We start from the raw sequence: 20,326 nt of genomic DNA on the forward strand, positions 1-20,326 counted from the left end.
GGCCCTTAGCTTATTGCCTATAGCCTACTGCTTAAAGCCTATAGCAAAAAAACAAGAAATATGCACACATCAAACGAAGTACTAAAAGCCATACAAAGCAGAAGGACTGTCAATCAAAACAGCTTTACTGAGGAGGAAATATCCCGGGAAGATATCATGACCATCTTGCATGCAGCCAATGCTGCGCCCACGCACAAACGTACACAGCCCTGGCGGTTTGTTGTATTTCGCAAGGAAGGGTTAGAAAGGTTGGGGGCAGAACTAGCCCGTATCTATAAAACGATTACCCCTCTTGAAAAATACACAGAGCTGGCCGAACAAAACATGGCCAAAAAGGCGACAATGTCCAATGTGGCTATTGCTATCGTCGTCAATTATACGGGAGAACTTCCCGAATGGGAAGAGCTGGCTGCTACAGCCTGTGCCGTCGAAAACCTTTGGTTAGCTGCCCATTCGATAGGTATCGGTGGATATTGGGCTACCCCCGGGTTGATCCATCATCTCGATGGTTTCTTAAATCTGGAAGAAAACCAGAAGTGTATCGGACTTTTTTACCTCGGACACCACAATAGTGATTCTAGGGAACCTGCCCGTACACCTATCGAAGATAAAATTCGTTGGGAAGAGTAATTTGAATTGCCGCAGGCTTAAGCCTGCGGCAATTCAGCTATAACTTCATTTTATGTACATCCACGGCTATCCGAGCTTGCCCACCTTTCCATTTCGGTCCATTTTCGATGATTTTTCGGAGTTCATCAAAAGATAAGTGGCCTCTTCCATTTGTTTCTTCGTGGACCTCAAAAGGCTTGCCGTTTTCATCTATCTTAAAGGTAATATGCAACACACCCTCTTCGTAGTGATCACCTTGGAAGTTTTTATTTAAATAATCTTCATATGCTGGCCAACCTTCTATAGGTTCGGCTCCCTCTTGATAGGATTGCAATGACACAGAATACGTATGCTCCTGCATAATTTCCACTTCCGTCAAGCCTGCTGTTCTTTGAGGCAGATACCGGAGTAGCAACAGTGTACACACCGTCACAAACATCACCGCAGCAGCCATCCCCACAGCCAAACGTTGCCAACTGTAAAAACGTCTGTTTTTGGCCAGAGACTGTGTCTCCACACGTGCCGCCAATCGCTTTTGCAATAGACTGAGCTGTCCCGCATCTACCCCATCCTGTAGTGCATACCCATCAATGGCGTCCTGCAAAAAGGGATCGTTTAAGGCTTCTTTTTCCAGCTCATACATCTCCTCCCTGCTCATCAAGCCGTTGACATAGTTGTGAATACGTGACAATTGATAATTATTTTCCATTTCGCTTATTCTCCATACAGATTTTCAGATTGCGTTTCCCATTTTGGATAGCACTCTTGACTTTATTGAGTTCATATCCCGTTCGTTCTGCAATATCCTTATAGCATAGCTGTTCCAAATAAAACAGCCGTACACATTGCTCCTGTTCTTCGTTCAGGGTCTGCATACAACCTTCCAATTTCTCAAAATCATTTTCGCCCCACTTTACTTCATCATGTTGATTCAATTGTTGCTCACTTTCGTAGAGATTGTCCTCAATATCTACAAAATTTGAACGCTTGTCCTTACGGAGCTGCATCAAACAGTAATTCTTGGTGTAAACATGCAGCCAACTCTTAAAATTTTCAACTTCATGCACACGCAGCTTGTCCACCAGCTCCTCAAAGACCTGCATCACAGCATCCTGGCTCCGCTCCATATCCTGCAAATATTTAAAGCATACACCATAAAGTAAGGACATATAAGGTGCATACAATTTCCCCAAAGCCTCGATATTCCCCGTGCTCCTATAATATTGCAGTAGCTCCTTTTCGTTCATGCGCAATCAACCGTCAATGATAAGATGATTGAAGATAGCAATTTCCATAATGTTTTTGAAAAATAGTCTATCTTCCGAGAAGATATTTACTACCCAAACAACAACATCGCAATCACTAATGTCACCACGATATTAAATGTCTGCGCGATCAGAAATGCATACAATGGCTTTTTGTTTTGGTGACCAAACAAATCCTTAAAGTTCGTCTCCAAACCGATAGAAGTAAAGGCCAAGGCAAACCACAGTCCTTGCAAGCTTTTCAGGCTACCTTTGACAGCATCTACGGTTTCGGGCGAAACCACAAAAGAAAAGAGCAAAGAGGCAAATACAAACCCCACGACAAATTTCGGAAAACGCTCCCAGATTATTTTTAATGTGGGCTTTTCACGCTTGGTTTCATCATCTACTGATTTGGCATACGTCCAATAAATACTGATGAAAAAAGCGGCTATACCCAGCATGACATTTTGTGAGAATTTGACGATTGTACTGATTTCCAGAGCACGTTCACCCACCAGCGAGCCCGATGCTACCACAGCTCCCGTCGTATCGATCGAACCTCCCAACCAAGCTCCGGTCACATCCTGCGACAGTCCCATCCATTCGGCTATATAGGGCATGAAGATCATCATCGGGACAGCCGTAATCAAGACTAACGAAATGACATAAGACAGCTTCTTACTATCGCCCTGTATCGCTCCGGATGTGGCTATAGCCGCCGAAACACCACAGATAGACACTGCACTCGACAACATGAGGGACATTTCCTTGTCGATCTTCAGTTTTTTACAGATCCAAAAAGCAAAGTACCAGACCGTGATGACAACGACCAAAGCCTGGATAAGCCCCAGTGAACCCGCTTTGAGAATATCGCCGAATATAATAGTCGTTCCCAACAGAACCAAGCCTATTTTCACATACAGTTCCGTATTCAAAGCTTCTTTGAACCATACGGGCAACTTAAAAAAGTTACTGATAAAAAGACCTATCGCCAGACTGAATATGACCGCCTCCAGATTATATTCCTTGACAATCGAATTGCCCGCCAGTACCAGGGCAAATATCGTCAGGAAATAGACGATAGGAAAAACAATCAGCAAAGGTTTTAATGCTTTCTGAAGCAAGACAGCTCCTAAAATAGCAACAAGATACACGGTAATAAACTGTAACCCTATAGCAGTTATGTTCTTAATAGAAAAGACCTGTTCCCTCAATTCATTTGCATTGGTCCAGTCAAAACCAGGCTTGGGAACAATGACACCCGTTAGTGCCAAAAACACAATTCCTAAGCCTAGGATCACGACGACCCAATCTTCAGAGAAGACAATTCGTTTAGATGACATATATTTAAGTTGATTTAAGAATTGATAAAATGCATTGTGAAGATACGGAAATTTAAATTCAAATCCTTCTTCAATCGTTCTTTTTGTGGTCACCGGAACCGTTTCCAACAAAAGACTGGGATCTACACCTTTGATAAAAGCGCCAATCTTGGCCAATGGTGTAGGCAAAGGTAAACCAAATCCAATTCCCGCTACCTCTCGCAGTGTCTTCATGAAAATTTCATTCCTTTCAGGAAAAGGGCTACAAGCATGGTAAACAAGGCCTTTTTGCTTTTTCTCTATGATCCACATGATCAAAGCGACCAAATCCTGCTCATGAATCCAACTCACATATTGCTGACCATTTCCAATTTTACCGCCCAGACCTTTTTTTACGATCCCATACAGCTCTGGCAACATGCCAAACCTCCAGGATAAGACAGCACTCACACGAACGATGACTTTCTCTGTCAAAGATGTGACAGTATCCTTAAATTCATCTTCCCATGCTAACACCAGATTTGCTAAGAAATCATGGCCATATACTGTACTGTATTCATCCTGTATGCTCTCAAGACCATTAAAAAGGGATATACCCGAAAAATTAATCCATAGTTTGGGAGGCCGGTCTAATTGATGAATAGCCTTTCCCAACAATGCCGTCGGGCCCAACCGGGAGTCCAGTAGCCTTTTCTTGTTTGTTTCCGTAAAACGCTGACGAATATTATCTCCACATAGATTGATGAGTACATCTGCATGTTCCAGATAATACGTCCATTCTCCTAACTGTTGAGCATCCCAATGAACATATTGAATAAGAGGATGGTGTGATTTTTTTTCACCACGCGTCAATATGATCACCTTTTCCCCTCTTTGAACAAATGCCGTTTTTAAGAGTTTACCCAACTGCCCTGTACCTCCCGCTAACACAATTTTCCTCATGGACATATCATTTTATTCCGAAATGATCATTCAAGACCGTTCTTGCTGCATGATAGCCACACATGCCGTGTACTCCACCTCCCGGGGGTGTAGAAGAAGAAGCTATATAAACCTGCTTATTCGAGGTTCTGTATGGTGTCAATGACAGCGTTGGTCTCGTGTACAGTTGTCCTATATCCATAATCCCTCCATTGATATCACCTCCTACATAATTGGGATTGTACTCTTCCATCTGTACGGGATTCTTAGTAGCCCTTGCCAGAATAGTATCCTTAAATCCCGGTGCAAAACGTTCGATCTGGTTTTCTATAGCCTCTGTGTAGTCTACGGGAGAACCGTTCGGCACGTGGCAATACGCCCAGCCCGTATGCTTGCCTTCGGGTGCTCTACCCGAATCAAAAGCACTTTGCTGTGTAAATAAGACGAAAGGCTTATCAACCTGCCTACCTTCGTGTGCCCGTTTTTCATTAAGAGCAATTTCTGCGTATGTATTGCCAATATGCACTGTGGCAGCCTGATTACAGCGTCTGTCCCTAAAAGGAACCGGTTCGGACAAGGCCCAATCGATCTTAAAAACACCCATGCCCTGCCTGTATCTTTGCAAGCCCCGTCTATAGGATTCAGACAAATTGAGTCCCTCCAATTGTAAGATCTGTCTAGGTGTTAAGTCCAGAACCAATGTCTTATGTTCGGGCAAATCGGCAATATTTTTTACCCAAAATCCTGTTTGCACCTCTCCTCCTAAGTCTTTGTAATATTTTTCCAATGCAGCTGCAATAGATTGGGATCCACCGACGGGAATAGGCCAGCCATATTTATTGCCCACCGCCAGCAATACGATCCCAATAGCCGATGTCGCCCAGTTGGACAACGGCTGTATACCATGTGCAGCCATTCCGGCCCACAGAGCCTTCCCTTTTTCTGTTTTGAACGAGCGGGCAATCCAACTGGCTGGCCGTAAAGCATCCAGGCCAAAGGAGGCCAACTGTAACGGCTTTTGAGGAAAGTGCAGTGGCCCCATCGTATCCAGGGCCAAGCTCTCCCATTGGTTAACTACTGGCTGTATTAGTTTCTTATAGTATTTACCATCTATTCCCAGATCGGCGACAGTCTCATCTAAACTATGGTGCAAAATAGCGGTATCTCCACTATCCAAAGGGTGTGCCGCAGCATAAGGTGCATGCACAAACTCCAGTCCGTAATCCCCTAGCGGTAACGAACGCAGAAAAGGGGATGCCATGGCCATAGGATGTATGGCCGAACAGACATCGTGCTTAAAACCTGGTAAAGTCAACTCTTTGGTACGCATTCCTCCTCCAATAGTATCTGCACCTTCTACGATCAACGTAGAAAGTCCCCGCTGTTGCAAGGTGATCGCAGTAGCAAATCCGTTCGGACCCGAACCGATTATAATGGCATCGTAGCTTCTCAAAATGTATTTAATATGTATTCATATCGCGCTTCCTTCCCTCAACCAAAGGATATCGTCTCTCCACAAAACTCAAATCCACCTGTATAGAATCAGCATATTGATTAATTCCTTCTAATTTAACCTTTCTATTTTCGAAAATAGTATAATTCAATCTCATTTTCTCATCAGAATGGTTCTTATTTTTATTCTGAAGCACTAGGGTATGCTGGATCGTGTCTGCTTGGTAGAAGAAATAACTCCTATTGCCGGCCATCCCTCCTACCTCCCATCTCGTGACACCCAGGTCTCTGTTTTTGTTCAGCTTAAAGAGGTTATCCGAATCCTGTGTCTCCACTTGGTTCAATCTCCGGTTCTTTCTACCTTTGACACGAAGCGGCGAATAACCGATCATCCTGTCCACAAAGGCTGTCCTGTTGGTCTTGAAACTCAAACTGGACCATTTTTCAAAAATAGCATCCTGCCATCTTACCGTATCATGAGGATTGAAAGGGAACTCTTCTCCATTTTGAACGAATCTATCCACATTATAATAACCCGTTAAAGCAGGTATACCCGACGTACTGGGAATATTATAATTATTGCCGTTGAAGAAACCATATCCCCAGTAAAAGGCCGTCAGAGGAACAAAAATAAAGATAGCAAGCCATTTGATGACAGTCTTTGCATTTGCCTTTAAACGGTTGTTGTATGTCGGATAATAACGGTTTAATTGTACTGTTTTTCCCAATGTCACCCCTCCATAAATCTTTCCGATATCCTGCCACACCACATAAATCCCAAGCAGTGTAAAATAAGCAGCAGGTACGGCGACTCCGGCGTCAAATGCATGATTGGCCAATACAATATTAAAACAGACGACCGCAGCCAAAGCTCCTCCAAGCGGGGCGGTCTTTTTATGTAACAACAATAATCCCGGAATAAGTTCGGCAAATCCCAAAAATACCGTATACCAGAATGAAACACCCACATGCGACCAGTACAGTTTTTTTTCTGCCATGTCAATAAAAGGTGTGTTCAGCATACCGATTGTCGGATACACCATCTGCATGGGAAAAACTTTCTTAAGTCCCCATCCGACCATCCCAAAAGCCAAACGGTACCTGACTATGGTATGCACCCAATAGTAGAGTTGATCGTAATTTCTATTTTTCTTATCAAAAAATGTCCATACCAGCCCCAAGATCACCGATACCAAAAATAGCAGGATCAGATTGATATAATTCAAAAAACCAAAAACTCCCTCTTCGCTTTCTATCAATACCAACTGTGGTGGCCAAAAGGCGACCACGGATTGGAAATCATGATAAGTTAACTTACTAAAATCCAAATTAAACAGGTGCTGGTAAAATGCCGGATACGACGGTATACAAAGTGCTAAAAAGTAAATACCAAAAATCCGAAAGGCAAGCTTACTGCCCTTTGTCCATGCCCTTTCATGCGAAATATATGGTTTGTTGTCTGTATGTCCCATGTCTATTGCTTTAAAAATCTATAGTTTACAATCTGGAGTCCTTTCTCCTACCTTCAAAAAGCATATAAGGTTTGTCCGCTCTTTCCAAAAGAACCTTTACCGAATCTCTACCATTCAGGCTTCCATTGAGGATAATTGTTGAATCGGTCGGTCTGCTGTATTGCAAGGAAAATTGATCTTCCCGATGATATCTGTTTTTGTTGTACAAGTTGAGTACCTGATTCTCTCTATCTATTTCATAATGATAATAATGTCTTCCGGAAAATCCTGCCAGCTCATAATTTCGATCTATATCCTCCTTCTGATAAATATCAGCTGAAGACTTGTCGATAATCTGTTCCTTATTGACCTTCAAGCTAACCGTAGCCCATTTTTCAAACACCACATTCTGCCATCTCAATGGATCTGTATTCGAATAGGGCAAGGTGTCTCCATTCACAATAAATTCTTTCACATCATACACCCCATAAGAATTGGCCAACCCCGGACTTTGAGGATATTTGTACGATCCGAACCCTTTATTCGATTCGAAAAAACCCAAAGACAAGAACACGATAAAAAAGCCAAGTACGACTCCTTTGCTCCCCAACCTGACTTTAGACCAATTCGTTTTCGAAAAATCAGCATTGGGCCGTTTAAAATCAACCTGTTCCTCCCGGATCAATAATCTATACAACTTTTGGATATCGAGCGCAAAAAGAAAAGATGCCCCTAAAACAAGGAAAGTACTCAGTGAAAGCTCTCCGATGTCATAAAAAGCATTCGCTACGGCTATATTACCCACGTACCCTATAGTCAGCCCGGCTCCCCACGTAACGGTTCTCCTAAAAAAGAACAACACTGCCGCCAATATTTCAATAAATCCCAAAATCGCCACATAGGTCGACGAAAGGCCTGTGGTCTGATAATAAACTTTCCAGGCAAAAGCATCACCATAATTCGTCAACAGATTGCTCAATGAGGGATAAGGTATTTGCAAGACAAACAATTTATACACCCCATAAGCAAACAATACAATCGCCAACTTATAGCGCAATAATATTTGCAGCCACTGATGCAAGACAAAATATTCTTTTCTTTCCCTGTCCACTAGTGTCCATACCAGTGTACCCAACACGGCCAGCACGACACCGACCAACCAGTTTTTAAAAGATGCCAATCCTAAAATCGGCATGCCTTCTGCATCCTGTAAAGGGAAAAATTCCGGTTGATAACGTGCCAGTACGAGCAAATTATAAAAAGGGCTTTCCTGCCAGTCCGCTTGGAATAAAAAACCATAAAATTTGGGATCTACCGGAATGATAAAGTAAACAAAAAAGATGAACAGAAAGCGAAAGAAAACCTTCTCCTTATATGTCCATTCTACGCCCCTCTGTGTATCCAGAAAGGGACGGGAAAAATATCCGAATACCTTATTCAGCAAAGAGCTACCGGATTTTAAATCTGTACCTGATGAAATATTATGCATGACATATTTACTTTTGGTCATAATACGTGTTATTAATAGTCGGGATTTGGTTCTATAATACCATTACCCAACACAATCTCACCAATAGGGATAGGGAAAAAATAATGCCTATTTGTAATGGTAAGGTTGGGCTTTAACCTTTCGATCTCTTCTTTTAATTTGCCTGTCCTTGTCAAATCATAATATCTGTGTGCTTCCCATAAGAACTCAAATCTTCGCTCTTCTAAGATAGCCGCCAGTACCTCTTCCTGGGTAACCGCATCGGTACCAAGTAAAGCAGCTCTGTTTCTGACAGCGTTTAAATCATGAATAGCACCTTGCAGCTCTGTACCACCCAACTGTGCTTTAGCTTCAGCTCTTATCAAATATTGCTCAGCTATCCGCAATACATAGATTGGATCTGTAGCGGGACTTCTATAATAAAGAGAGCCCGCATACTGTGTAACACCTCCCTGAACTTCGCTATCCAGGAAAGCCACTCTTCCGCCACCTGTTGAAGGATTCAGTAAAAAGTTTACCACATCATCGGTAGGCCGAAATCTATATTCCCCTCCCTTAGACAAAAGAGTCATCGTTGTTCTCAAACTACTATTGGGATTTTGAGCAGAAAATGCAAGTTCAAAAATAGATTCTCGGGTTTGAACCACATTGTTTTTAAACCATACGGAGAAAGGAGCTAGCAACTCATAATTAGCATTTAAATTAATGACATCCGTTGCGTATTTAATCGCATCCCCCCATTGTTTATTATACAGGTGATAACGCGCCCTAAGCGCCCATACACTATGTCGGGTAGCACGTATCCTGTTTACGGTTACATTTGCGGGCAGCAAGTTTTCGGCAGCTTCAAGATCTGTTAATACCTGTGCGTACGTGTCAGCGAGACTGCTCCTGGGAATCTTGCCATCTATAACAGCATCCGTAGTCGGAGTCAACTTTAAAGGAACTCCACCAAAGGCTCTGGCCAGGTCAAAATAAGCCAAAGCTCTGATAAAATGTGCTTCTCCCAATGCTGTATTCTTGTCTGCTTCCGAAAGATTGACGTCTGTTATCCCGGGAGCCTTTTCAATAATATGATTAGCCGCATTAATGGTCCGGTAAATAGCAGACCACGTACTGCCAAAATCAGCGTCCTCGGGCAGAAAGTTCAATTCCGCCGTATTGTTGAATACTTGATATACGACATTCCCACTAGGTACAAACCCGAGGCGGGTATAATTCCCATAATAGTCTGCAAGTGTACGGTAAACACCCCTCAATGCAGTATTTAAGGAAGCACGGTCTACTATGGTAGATTCATCTGAAACATTAGCTTTTGGCTCTATATCCAAAAAACCTGAACAGGAAGAGACAGCTAATAAGCCCGTAATTAATATACAGACAATTATAGATTGCTCTTTTTTCTTTCTAAAGAATATTTTTATAGCTTTCATTTCTTTATCTTTTTAAACTCATAAGATCACAAAGTGATATTAACACCGAATTGAATGGTTCTAGGTGTAGGAGGTGATGCAAAGTCATATCCCTGAATATTTTGGTTCTCTCCTCGTTCAATCCGGGTTTCAGGATCAGCTCCCAAATATTTGGTCAACAGCCATAGATTGGTTCCAGTCACATAAACTCTTAATTGTGTATTTCTGACCGGAGGTAGTGTATAACCAAGAGTAAGGTTCCTAAGTCTTAGAAAAGAGGCATCTTCAAAAAATCTGCTGATTTCCTGTCTATTATAGTTTTTAAGTGCCAATCTGGGGACATCTGTTATGTCTCCTGGATTTCGCCAGCGATCCAATTGTGTTACAGTGAGCGCTCTTGTATCGCCCAATGTTCCACCGTGCTCATTCAAAAGTCTGTTATGATTCCACAAGCGGTTTCCATAAGAAAATGTAAAAAGGAAATTTAAATCGAAAGATTTGTAACTCAGGTTATTCGTAAGCCCACCAAAAAACTTAGGCCAGGCGTCACCTACTACTTTTCTATCGTCGGTGGTTATATTGCCATCTTTATTCACATCTTCAAATACCAAATCGCCCGTTTGAGGGTCTACTCCCAATACATTGTACAACCAATAAGAATATAGGGCAACGCCTTGTTCTATCCTTGAAAATCTTTCATATAGAATTGGTTCGGGCAATACCTCAACTTTATTGATGTTTTGTGAAATATTGAAGGAAGATTTCCACTTAAATCCTTTTCGGTCGATATTGACCGTGTTTACTGTAAATTCAAAGCCTTTGTTACTGAGTTCTCCAAAGTTGGTCAGATAAGAGCTAAAACCTGTAGAACCGGGAACCGGTATTTGTAACAGGGCATCGGTTGTATATTTATTATAATAATTAACCTCAAATCCTAAACGACCGTTAAGAAACAAGGCATCCAGTCCAACATTAAACTGGGTAGTTTTTTCCCATCGTAAGTTAGGATTAGCCAACTGAAGTGGTCTGGTTCCCGGCAGTTCGGAGGTTCCTCCATCAGGATAGCCCGCTCCGGCAGTCCACAGTCCCCTTGCACCAAAATCACTAATTCCGTTTTGGTTTCCTGCAGCACCATAACTTGTTCTTAATTTCAGATGATTGACAACTGAAACACCGGAAAACAGTTTTTCATTACTGATGATCCATGCGGCACCCACAGAAGGGAAATAGCCCCATCTGTTTTTACTGGCAAATTTAGAGGATCCATCAGCTCTGAACGTAGCTTCAAACAAATACTTATCATTAAAACCATAATTTAACCTACTAAACACAGATACCAGGTTATTTTTACTCCAAGTCTCATCTGCTGTCTGATTGGCTGCCGCTGAAATCAATGTAAACTGATTATTTGGAAAGTTCGTTCCTCGCGCATAAGTGCTTTTTACGAGACTGGTCTGAATATGGTTTCCTACTATAAAATTAAAGCTATGCTTCCCATTGATCGTGTTTTTATACGTCAAAGTTTGCTCATTTACGGCAAAATCTGACTGCGTGAGGCTTGAAATCGCCTCTCCGTTAGCAGCTGTCCCCCTGATGATATTGGTATTCCAATATTCATTTTCCTCATATAGGTTATAGTCCAGGCTAAAGCTACTCGTGAACACCCACTTCGGTGAAATCTCGTATTGTCCGTGCAGATCTCCTACGTAATGGTTACTTATAGTGTGTGCGTCATAATTTTCGATTAATTGAGCAATATTATCGAAGTTTGACCATCTCAAAGGCCTGCCATCTTCATCATAGATAGGAAGAGTTGTGGGAATATCTACTGAAGATTGGTATAGAGCTCCTGTTCCTCCACTGCCAACGGCTCTACCTATCGTCCGGTTACTTCTCGATAGCGTATTACTCATTCCTATCTTTAATCTTTCATTTATTTTCTGATCTATATTAACCTTCAGGCTGGAACGGTTAAATGCCATGGGTCTCCATATACCGTCCTGATTAGAATGTCCTATCCCTATATAATAACTTGTACTTTGGCCTCCTCCCCTTACCGAAGCATCGTAGTTTTGTAGCTTGGCATTACGAAAAAGAATGGATAAGCGATCATAAGTTTTTTGGTCCTCGGGCAATCCCTTGCCGCTCTCTCTCGTATAGAGAGGCGCCAATCCCTCATTGGCCCTATACTCTTCTACCAATTCAGCATGTTGAGGACCCGTTACCAATTTCCACCTTTGTGATTCCGGAACCCAACCCACACCTTGGGAAAGGTTAAAGTCTAATTTTGGTTTTTGATCAAAATTACCTCGTTTAGTAGTCACAATAACAACACCATTGGCCCCTCTGGAACCGTAAATAGCAATAGCAGAAGCATCTTTTAAAACTTCTATACTCTCAATGTCATTTGGATTTATATCTGCAAGAGGGGATACACCCCGGTCCGCTCCGATCTGCTGAAGTGACGTATTGTTCACAAAAATACCATCAATAATATACAAAGGATCATTGCTCGAGTTAATAGATGTAGCCCCTCGTACTCTAATAAATGTATTAGAGCCCGGAATCCCCGTTCCTCCATTTATCCATACACCCGCAGTAGTTCCCTGTATCTGTGTATCAAAGGTTGACTCCGGAATTGTTTTTGTATTTGTCGGATCTATTTTGGACACTGACCCAATCAGGTTTTTCTTTTCCTGCGTGCCATACCCGACGACGACCACTTCTTCCAGACTTTGGTCTTTCCGATCCAATTCGATTGTAGCCGGTGATTCGGACAGTACCAACTTCTTTGATTCATATCCCAAATAAGATACGATAACTGTAAAAGGTAATTTTTGTCCCGTAACAAATGCAAAACGCCCATGACGATCCGTCTTCACGCTGTGGGTTACCGCCTCTAACTGGATAGTGGCTCCTTCGATAGGTCTTTTGGTGTCCGTATCGACTACCTGACCTACCAAGGTCGCATTGATAATAGGTTTTGTCTCCTGTGATCTTGCCCCTAGGGCAATGATCAAAAACAAAAAAACAGATAAAGAGTAATAGAATACTCTATAATTTTTCATACTTTCGAAGAGTTAATAGTGAATACTTACAAGCCGCAACTCCAATTGAAGACTTGTAACATTATTAATTAAAGAGAGAAGCTATAGGGAAATGAATTTTTCCCTATATGCTTCCAAAAGAGAAATAGAATTCTTTTTAACCATGCATTCGCATCCGCCAACAAAGACAAAATATGACCGGAAGGTTGTCGTTTGTAGTTTTTCTGTATATTTTCATTCTTTTCGTATTGTATAGTTTTTACCTGAGATTATACCTTAGCGTCACACCATAGGTCAAAGGATCCCCCACTACACTGGCATATTGTCCATAGTTACCGGGAGCAGCCAGCAATTGTTCGTGGTAATCTGTATCTGTCAGGTTACGGCTCCAGACAAAGACTGATACTCCGTTAGATGCGTTGAAACCGAGACGAGCATTCAATAAGCTGTATGCAGGAATGTTCAATACGGTGGATGGTGTAGCACTTGACGAGAACTCCGAACGGAAGAACAAATCAGCCCCTAAGAAATAAGAACCGTCCAATCCAATCAGATTTCCTGCCTGTGTCAGTTCTGTGCCAAAAGAACCCGCCCATTTCGAGATACCGGGCAATCTCTGTCCGGAAACATCTTTGGAGTATACTTGTGCACCATCTACAGCCTTACCTGTTTCCTCCAAGGGGAGCGGTGCATTTTTGAAAGTCACATACTTGCCGTCTGTATAAGCTAATGCTGCATTGATACGTAAGAAATTCCATGGCCGGTAGCTGCCGTCTATCTCCAAACCTTGTACACGTACTTTTTCCGCATTCGCCAGATACCCACGATTCACACTTGGATCCGGCGACTGTACTTGGATTTGATAGTCATCGATATTGGTCTGATAAGCAGTGATATTGAAAAAAGTATTTCTTGTGGGACTGGTCTTTACCCCAATCTCAAAATGATTCACGGCCTCTGGCTTGACGACGGCCAAGTCTGTATCCGGCTGCCCGCTGCCATCCGTCTTATTCAACAGTCCGCCCACATTCACACCAATAGGCTTATAGCTACGCGAATATGTCGCGTACGCATTATACAATGGTGTAAATCTATATTGCACAGTCAGCTGCCCTGAAAAATTAGTTTCATCATCATCCACATTAAATTGCTGGTCTACATACACAGCATTCCTTAGCTTGAGCTGATCTGCCGTAAAGCCGCTTACATCCCCTTCCGAGTAGGCCTTCCTATCATAGTCCACTATCTTCTTGTCATAATTGTATCGAATACCAGGCAATACGTGCAATTGTTCTGTCACTTTCCAATCTAACTGACCGAAAGCAGCCAAACTTGTGCTTTTGATACCATAATTGGTTCGGATACCCACTCCTGAAAAAAGCCCTGGTGTTAAGTAATCTGTAGCGGCGGCATTATTTTGCGCAAAACGACCATAGGCATCCCCCACTTCTTCCGTATGGACAGGGTCTGTCCGCAGATTTTGCCATAGACCAAACAAACCAACGACTCCACTCAATTTATCATTGATTTCACCAGCATATCTGAATTCTTGCGAGTATTGATCATGCTTAGAATTTCCGGCCGAAATGGTATAGACCGGAATACCCAGATAGTCTCTATCATTCAACGGCACCCAATCCCAATAACGCCATGCCGTAGTCGAAGTTAGCGTTCCGTTACCAATTTTGTAATCTACATTTAAGGCAGCACCTCCCAATTCATTGTCTGCTCTGGAACGTGTATCCAGATCAATCTTTCTTTCAAAGGCACTTGAGTAAGGAATTTTATAACCTAGATCTTCTATAATTTTATTAAACTGTCTGTGTGCCGAGCGCTCGTTAGCCGTGACACCGGCCACAGCCCATCCATAGCCATCAGGTCTCTGTTTTGTCACATCTCCTGACAAGGAAATCTTCAAATCTTCCGCAGGAGTAAACAGCAACTGCCCTCTAAGGCCTAAGTTGTTGATGTCATTAATCTGACGATCTGTTGCAACATTATATAGGGTCCCGTCCCGTTGTGTACCCGAAAAAGATATACGGGCAGCTAATAAATCCTTGATGAGCCCCCCAGAAATGGATGTTCTGGCCTGAATATGACCGTAATTGCCATAGCTAGCTTCAAAAGTCGCTTCAGGATTAAATGACGGAAGTCTGGATGTAATATTGAATGCTCCGGCTGTTGTGTTTTTTCCAAACAAAGTTCCTTGTGGTCCCCTAAGAACCTCCACCTGCTCTATATCAATAAAATCCAATGCAGTAGCTGCAGGACGAGCGAGATATACACCATCCAAATAAAAGCCGACACCCGGATCGATACCATCATTGGTCAGACCATAAGTAGAGCCCAACCCACGGATATTCAATGTAGTATTTCGCGGATTAGAAGCGTATAATTGTACAGTAGGAATCAGTTCTTTCAAACGGTTTACGTTGAAAGCACCCGCGTCCTCTATAGCAGCACCTCTGACAATAGAAACCGGAATTGGAATGTCTTGAAGCTGTTCCGAACGACGACGCGAAGTAACCGTTACCTCGCTTATAGACTCCACCAATGGCGTCAATTCAATCGTAGCAGGAGATGTCTCCACCACGATTCTCTTTTTTTGATAACCTACATAAGAGACTATCAACGTAAATGGTAATTTTTGCCCGGTCACAAATTGAAAATCTCCGTTTGCATCTGTACGCACACTGTGTGTTACAGCCTCTAATTGTACAGTAACGCCTTGTAGGGCACGTTTTGAATAAGCATCGACAACTTTTCCAGTCAATGATGCATTGATGATAGGTTTGGGTTCGATTTGAGCCTGGGATTGAAAATTCGTCGCAATGATGACAAAAACTACCAGGAATATCCGGAAAAATCCGTTATTTTTCATATTTTTATACAGTTTAATGATGGATACTTTACAAGTGCCAACGCCAATTGAATACTTGTTTTCATGATTAGACAAGAGGGGAAGCCTAGCTTCCCCTTTCCTGTCAGATGTTAAGAGAAAGAAGATTTATAGACACATTCGCATTCGAATGGACAAACAGTATAGATGAATAAGATCAGTGTTACCGTGAACCGATCTACGGTTGATTTGATAGTAGTTTTTTTTCATGTTTTTGTTTAAAATGTATACTTATTGTTGCCAACGCCAATTGAACGAACAAGGCAAATATACAAACATTTTTTATAAAGTCTACTAAATTGGTAGATTTTATATACAAAACAATCAAAAACATTATAAAACACTGATAATCAGTAATATATTTTTTTTAAATTTAATAGAAAATGATTAGACTCTCTTTGCGTATCGCCTGTATTGATTCAATTCCTACCTAATCAAACAAAACAGTTCACGGCTTTGTATCAGATTTGTTTCTTCGGATATCTATAAACGGACTTTTCATAAGATACCAGAATGTTTGTTTTTCATCTTGTTCAAACTCTTCTAATCCATAATTTATTTCTTCGACAGGAATTAGCTTAAACGTTCCAAATATTCTGTCTCATGGATTGACATTCAGAATTTTATCCAATGTTTCCATTTTTTGTCATGTATTACATTTTTTGCCTAATCTCTGATACAACGACACGAAAGTCCGGTTTTCTTATGGAAGCCGTCGATGCTTATATCACTACCACCATACTGCAGCCGTACGTCCCACGCGATGCCTTCGTCGTACTCCGTGGAGCTCCACCAATGTCCGTAGTTTCCGATGCTACTGAATGTACCACCGCTATAGTAACGGTAACCGCCCGGAAGACCTGTAAAGCCGCTTTCATTCGTTGCACCCGTATTTGGCTCGTTCCATTGCCCCGTTCCGGCTTCCTTATTCCCTATAGTTTTCATTTTGCCCCCGGCATCTGCCTCTCCACCCAACGCATCTATTAACTGTGTCCATTCTGCTTCTGTGGGAATATGCCAACCTCGCGGGCACAGCTTCCCGGTATTTACAGCATACCAGTTGTACAGCTTACCGTAAGGATTGTCGTTGGCAGGCTCATTATTATAATAGCAGTAAGATCCGTTAGTCAAAGCCATCCAGTCATTGTTATTGGTAATAGGCTGTATCGGCGTGCCGTCATTGTATTTGGTGGTGCGCAGATTTTCTACCGTCCAGAACTGATCGCCTATCTTTACAGTAGTGTATATGTTGCCGTCTATATCTTTGACCGATTTCGGATCATTTGTCAGCTCATTATCCTTTTTACAGCTTACTGCTGCCAATACCATGCAGACGCACAATACACAGGCGATTTCAAATTGTTGACTTCTTATCATAATGCATTTTACTTTTTTCATGACAAAAGATTTTTAAAGGAATTAAATATATTTTGTTATTTATCCATCAGGGCCAAAGATGACAAGGGTTGGCATCATTTTCATGATACACTGATTTTATTAGTGTCAATTACATTCGTATTGGAGTGTCGTGGTTTGGGCGGGGTCGTTGTCCCTTTGCGCAGTAACGGTTACTACTTTTCCCTTATCATCAAAAAGGTATTCGTACTCCGTGACAGCGGTATGATAATTATCGTCTAATAAGCGATATACACCTGTCATTTTCCTGACCATATTTTTATTACGGATATAGGGCATCCCCATCTCTAACATTTGGTCTATATAAGTGCTTTCCCTTGTGCCTCGTATCATTGCATTATATACCGCGTCGCCGGGCTGAAAGGCTTTATCGGTATCATATTCAAAATAGAGCGTATCTCTTCGGTCGGTCAGGCTGTACAGGTTGCCGTTCTCCCAGCTATAAATGTACTTCAGATCCCGCGCAGGTTCGGAATAGATTGTTATGCTTATTTCCGTTATTTCAGTTCCGTTATAAGCAAACTGATAGTTGATCCAGTTGCTGCCGGACGCATTATATTCTTTTCTAAGGGATACAGGCAGTCCGCTATTGTTCATTTCATAGATCTCTTTGACATTCATGCCTTGCATTCTTCTTGCGGCGATGATCGTAGCCCCGGTATAGGAAAAGTTACGCATGTCTTCACCCGCAATAATGCTTTGTATCTGCCCTGCTGCGTTGTAATACATATTCAATGCTATACCATAAGTATCTCCTCTGTCAGTAATGACGATAGGACGGCACACAGGCTTATTATCTGTTTGCTCTTTTTTACACCCGATAACAGCAAGGTTAAAAAAGTCATTGATAAAAAAAGATACGGTTTCATGTTTGTCGTTATTATTTTTTAGTATTTAATCCTTTTATACGACTAAATTAAGCCTGTATTCATAGAAAAAATTGTAAAAAACGACATCTTTCAAAAACCGAACAACCGGTCAGAAAGCAAACAAGTCAGGGTCAAAACGGGTAGGTGTAATATTCAGATAGGATCTAAAATCTTTGATCAGATGCGACTGGTCAAAGTAACCTACACGATAGCAAAGTCCGGTCCAGTTCTCCTGTGGGGATTGCGTGCGAAGCTGAAGCAAATGTTGAAACCTGTGCAGATTTTGGAAGGCTTTGGGTCCTAAGCCGATATGATTATTATAAATCCTTTCCAGCTGGCGAATGGATTTTCCCAGTTTGTCTGCCAATTCTCCCACATTCATCAGATAGTCCGGCAAATAACCAGAAAACTCCCGAATTTTTCGACTGACTATAATCTGGAGCAAATATTCTTCTAGAATGGTTTTCATTTCATTGACATCATCCAACACGGAAAGACGATCCAGAATCTCCGTTGCAGGTAAAATATCCATATCTTCCAACGGAAGATCACGGTTGGTCAGTTCAAGCAGCGGGATTCCAAAAATGCCATAAAATCCGCCAGGCTTGAATTTCACGGTAAACGAACGGAAAACATCCTCGATTTCTATCGTGTATTTTGAAAAAGTCCGGTAGCCACGTACGCCACAACGGTAATAAGCAGTCTCTTGCAAAGAAGTCTTTTCAATAGTTCTATGCGGTGAGCCGAGAAAAAAAATCAAGAGAAGTAGCAAGCCTGTAAGGCATCGCTTTTATCAGTTTCCCTCCTCTTTCCACAGAGATCTTTCGGTAGGAATAGTACTCAACATAAGCTGACAAGCAGCTATGGGGTTTTGCTATATGGTTTATACACTCCGCTTTCATAACCTAAAAATTAAGAAACAAACGCAGAAATCGTCTTCACTACGGATATAACAGCTATCCGGTTGCACGATCCGAGAACTGGCCCAAGAAATATGGGAAGCTATATCACAAACTTAGGTAAAAATGTGCTGCATTCACACATGTCTAGCGTAAAAATTTATTTGTTGTCTGTCCTACTTACAACCACAGTGACAAAATTCCCCATGAAGAGGTCAACACCACCAAAATACCGACCAAAATAAGCAGGATGCGCTGATTGATCCGCGAAGCCACAAGCGCTCCCAAAGGGGCAGCCACGACACCACCGATGATCAATCCCAATACAATCTCCAAATGCTGTACCCCTAACAAAAAGATAAAGACCGCAGTAGCAAAATATGTCACAAAAAATTCGGCCGTATTGACCGTACCTATCGTATGTCTCGGACTTTTTCCTTGGCTCAAAAGATTAGAGGTCACGATCGGTCCCCATCCTCCACCACCTATAGCATCGAGCAATCCTCCAAAAAAAGCCAATAAAGAGGCATGTTTGACTTTCTGTGTCTCCGCCTTTTTCTTCTTAAACGCTCTGTACAACAAGTATACCCCCAACAGAAGCAAATAAGCAGAGATATAAGGTTTGATAGCATTGCCATTGAACAGATCTGCGATAAGATAAGCACCAATAATAGCACCAATACTGCCTGTCACCACTATCTGCAAAAACAATTTCTTATCGATATTGGCAAAACGGATATGCGAAAGTCCAGATACACCAGTCGTAAAAATCTCCGACGTATGCACACTCGCAGAAGCAAATTTGGGCGGAATACCAAACCAGAGCAGTAAGCTCGTACAACTCACGCCATAAGCCATACCCAATGCTCCGTCCACGAGCTGGGCAACAAATCCGGCCAGGATAAACCACAAAAACTTCTCTCCAAACTCAAAGGCGTTCGAACGGAAACCCTGCACCAGTAGATAAACAAAATAAGCCGCAATGACAAGTTTGAAAAGAACAATGATCCATCCCACATGTTTCAACGTGACCCTATCTTTAAATTTATCCAATCCTAAAACGGCAATGGCTCTTTCCATATTTTGACTTATGTTCTTTTGTTTTACATTTTATCAACAGTAGGGGCAAAAAATTTTTTGCCCCTACTGTTGACCCGACAAATATAAAAATATTTTTATTAAAGTCTACTATTTTTATAGACTTTGTATTTATTTCATTTTTGAAATAAAAAAACATGCTGAATTTCAGCATGTCTTCATATAAATATTTAACAATAGTAGGGGCAAAAGATT

Annotated in this window: 14 protein-coding genes; 1 reads left to right on the forward strand and 13 read right to left on the reverse strand. The window is 41.8% G+C overall.

Annotated features, from left to right (window positions below; translation table 11 throughout):
- The first annotated feature begins 60 nt into the window (after nt 1–60).
- Nucleotides 61–630 (forward strand): nitroreductase, encoded by a 570-nt coding sequence (locus G5B00_RS08050; RefSeq protein ID WP_163873215.1) that lies wholly within the window; start codon nt 61–63, stop codon nt 628–630.
- Between the two features lie 37 nt (nt 631–667).
- Here G5B00_RS08050 and G5B00_RS08055 read toward each other — a convergent pair whose 3' ends face one another.
- From G5B00_RS08055 to G5B00_RS08115, 13 genes are all read right to left on the reverse strand, one after another.
- Nucleotides 668–1,318, reverse strand: coding sequence for a hypothetical protein (locus tag G5B00_RS08055; protein ID WP_163873217.1), 651 nt, complete (start codon nt 1,316–1,318; stop codon nt 668–670).
- Nucleotides 1,308–1,856, reverse strand: coding sequence for an RNA polymerase sigma factor (locus tag G5B00_RS08060; RefSeq protein WP_163873220.1), 549 nt, complete (start codon nt 1,854–1,856; stop codon nt 1,308–1,310). Before G5B00_RS08060 ends, G5B00_RS08055 begins: the two co-directional genes overlap by 11 nt.
- An 89-nt stretch (nt 1,857–1,945) precedes the next feature.
- Nucleotides 1,946–4,120 carry a putative sulfate exporter family transporter gene (locus G5B00_RS08065; RefSeq protein ID WP_163873224.1) on the reverse strand — a complete coding sequence of 725 codons (2,175 nt, stop codon included), beginning with the start codon at nt 4,118–4,120 and terminating at the stop codon, nt 1,946–1,948.
- 7 nt (nt 4,121–4,127) lie between these two features.
- On the reverse strand, nt 4,128–5,552 hold the full coding sequence (locus G5B00_RS08070; protein ID WP_205966358.1) for a phytoene desaturase family protein: 1,425 nt from the start codon (nt 5,550–5,552) through the stop codon (nt 4,128–4,130).
- 7 nt (nt 5,553–5,559) lie between these two features.
- Nucleotides 5,560–7,023: a hypothetical protein gene (locus G5B00_RS08075; protein WP_163873227.1), complete on the reverse strand. Its 1,464-nt coding sequence runs from the start codon at nt 7,021–7,023 to the stop codon at nt 5,560–5,562.
- A 25-nt stretch (nt 7,024–7,048) separates the two neighbouring features.
- The gene (locus G5B00_RS08080; protein WP_163873229.1) at nt 7,049–8,512 is read right to left on the reverse strand and encodes a DoxX family protein; all 1,464 of its coding nucleotides are present in this window, start codon (nt 8,510–8,512) and stop codon (nt 7,049–7,051) included.
- An 11-nt stretch (nt 8,513–8,523) separates the two neighbouring features.
- Nucleotides 8,524–9,924: a RagB/SusD family nutrient uptake outer membrane protein gene (locus tag G5B00_RS08085; protein WP_163873231.1), complete on the reverse strand. Its 1,401-nt coding sequence runs from the start codon at nt 9,922–9,924 to the stop codon at nt 8,524–8,526.
- Between the two features lie 26 nt (nt 9,925–9,950).
- On the reverse strand, nt 9,951–12,971 hold the full coding sequence (locus tag G5B00_RS08090; RefSeq protein WP_163873234.1) for a SusC/RagA family TonB-linked outer membrane protein: 3,021 nt from the start codon (nt 12,969–12,971) through the stop codon (nt 9,951–9,953).
- Between the two features lie 238 nt (nt 12,972–13,209).
- A complete protein-coding gene (locus G5B00_RS08095) occupies nt 13,210–15,831 on the reverse strand; it encodes a TonB-dependent receptor (RefSeq protein ID WP_163873237.1) in 2,622 nt (873 codons plus the stop codon).
- Nucleotides 15,832–16,515: 684 nt separating this feature from the next.
- Nucleotides 16,516–17,247, reverse strand: coding sequence for a fibrobacter succinogenes major paralogous domain-containing protein (locus G5B00_RS08100; protein WP_163873240.1), 732 nt, complete (start codon nt 17,245–17,247; stop codon nt 16,516–16,518).
- A 105-nt stretch (nt 17,248–17,352) separates the two neighbouring features.
- On the reverse strand, nt 17,353–18,051 hold the full coding sequence (locus tag G5B00_RS08105) for a hypothetical protein (RefSeq protein ID WP_163873243.1): 699 nt from the start codon (nt 18,049–18,051) through the stop codon (nt 17,353–17,355).
- Between the two features lie 192 nt (nt 18,052–18,243).
- Entirely contained in the window at nt 18,244–18,846 is a 603-nt protein-coding gene (locus G5B00_RS08110) for a helix-turn-helix domain-containing protein (RefSeq protein WP_163873246.1), read from the reverse strand.
- Between the two features lie 367 nt (nt 18,847–19,213).
- The gene (locus G5B00_RS08115) at nt 19,214–20,113 is read right to left on the reverse strand and encodes a sulfite exporter TauE/SafE family protein (RefSeq protein ID WP_163873249.1); all 900 of its coding nucleotides are present in this window, start codon (nt 20,111–20,113) and stop codon (nt 19,214–19,216) included.
- Between the last annotated feature and the right edge of the window lie 213 nt (nt 20,114–20,326).

Source organism: Parapedobacter sp. SGR-10 (genome assembly GCF_011030405.1).
Classification (GTDB): Bacteria; Bacteroidota; Bacteroidia; order Sphingobacteriales; family Sphingobacteriaceae; genus Sphingobacterium.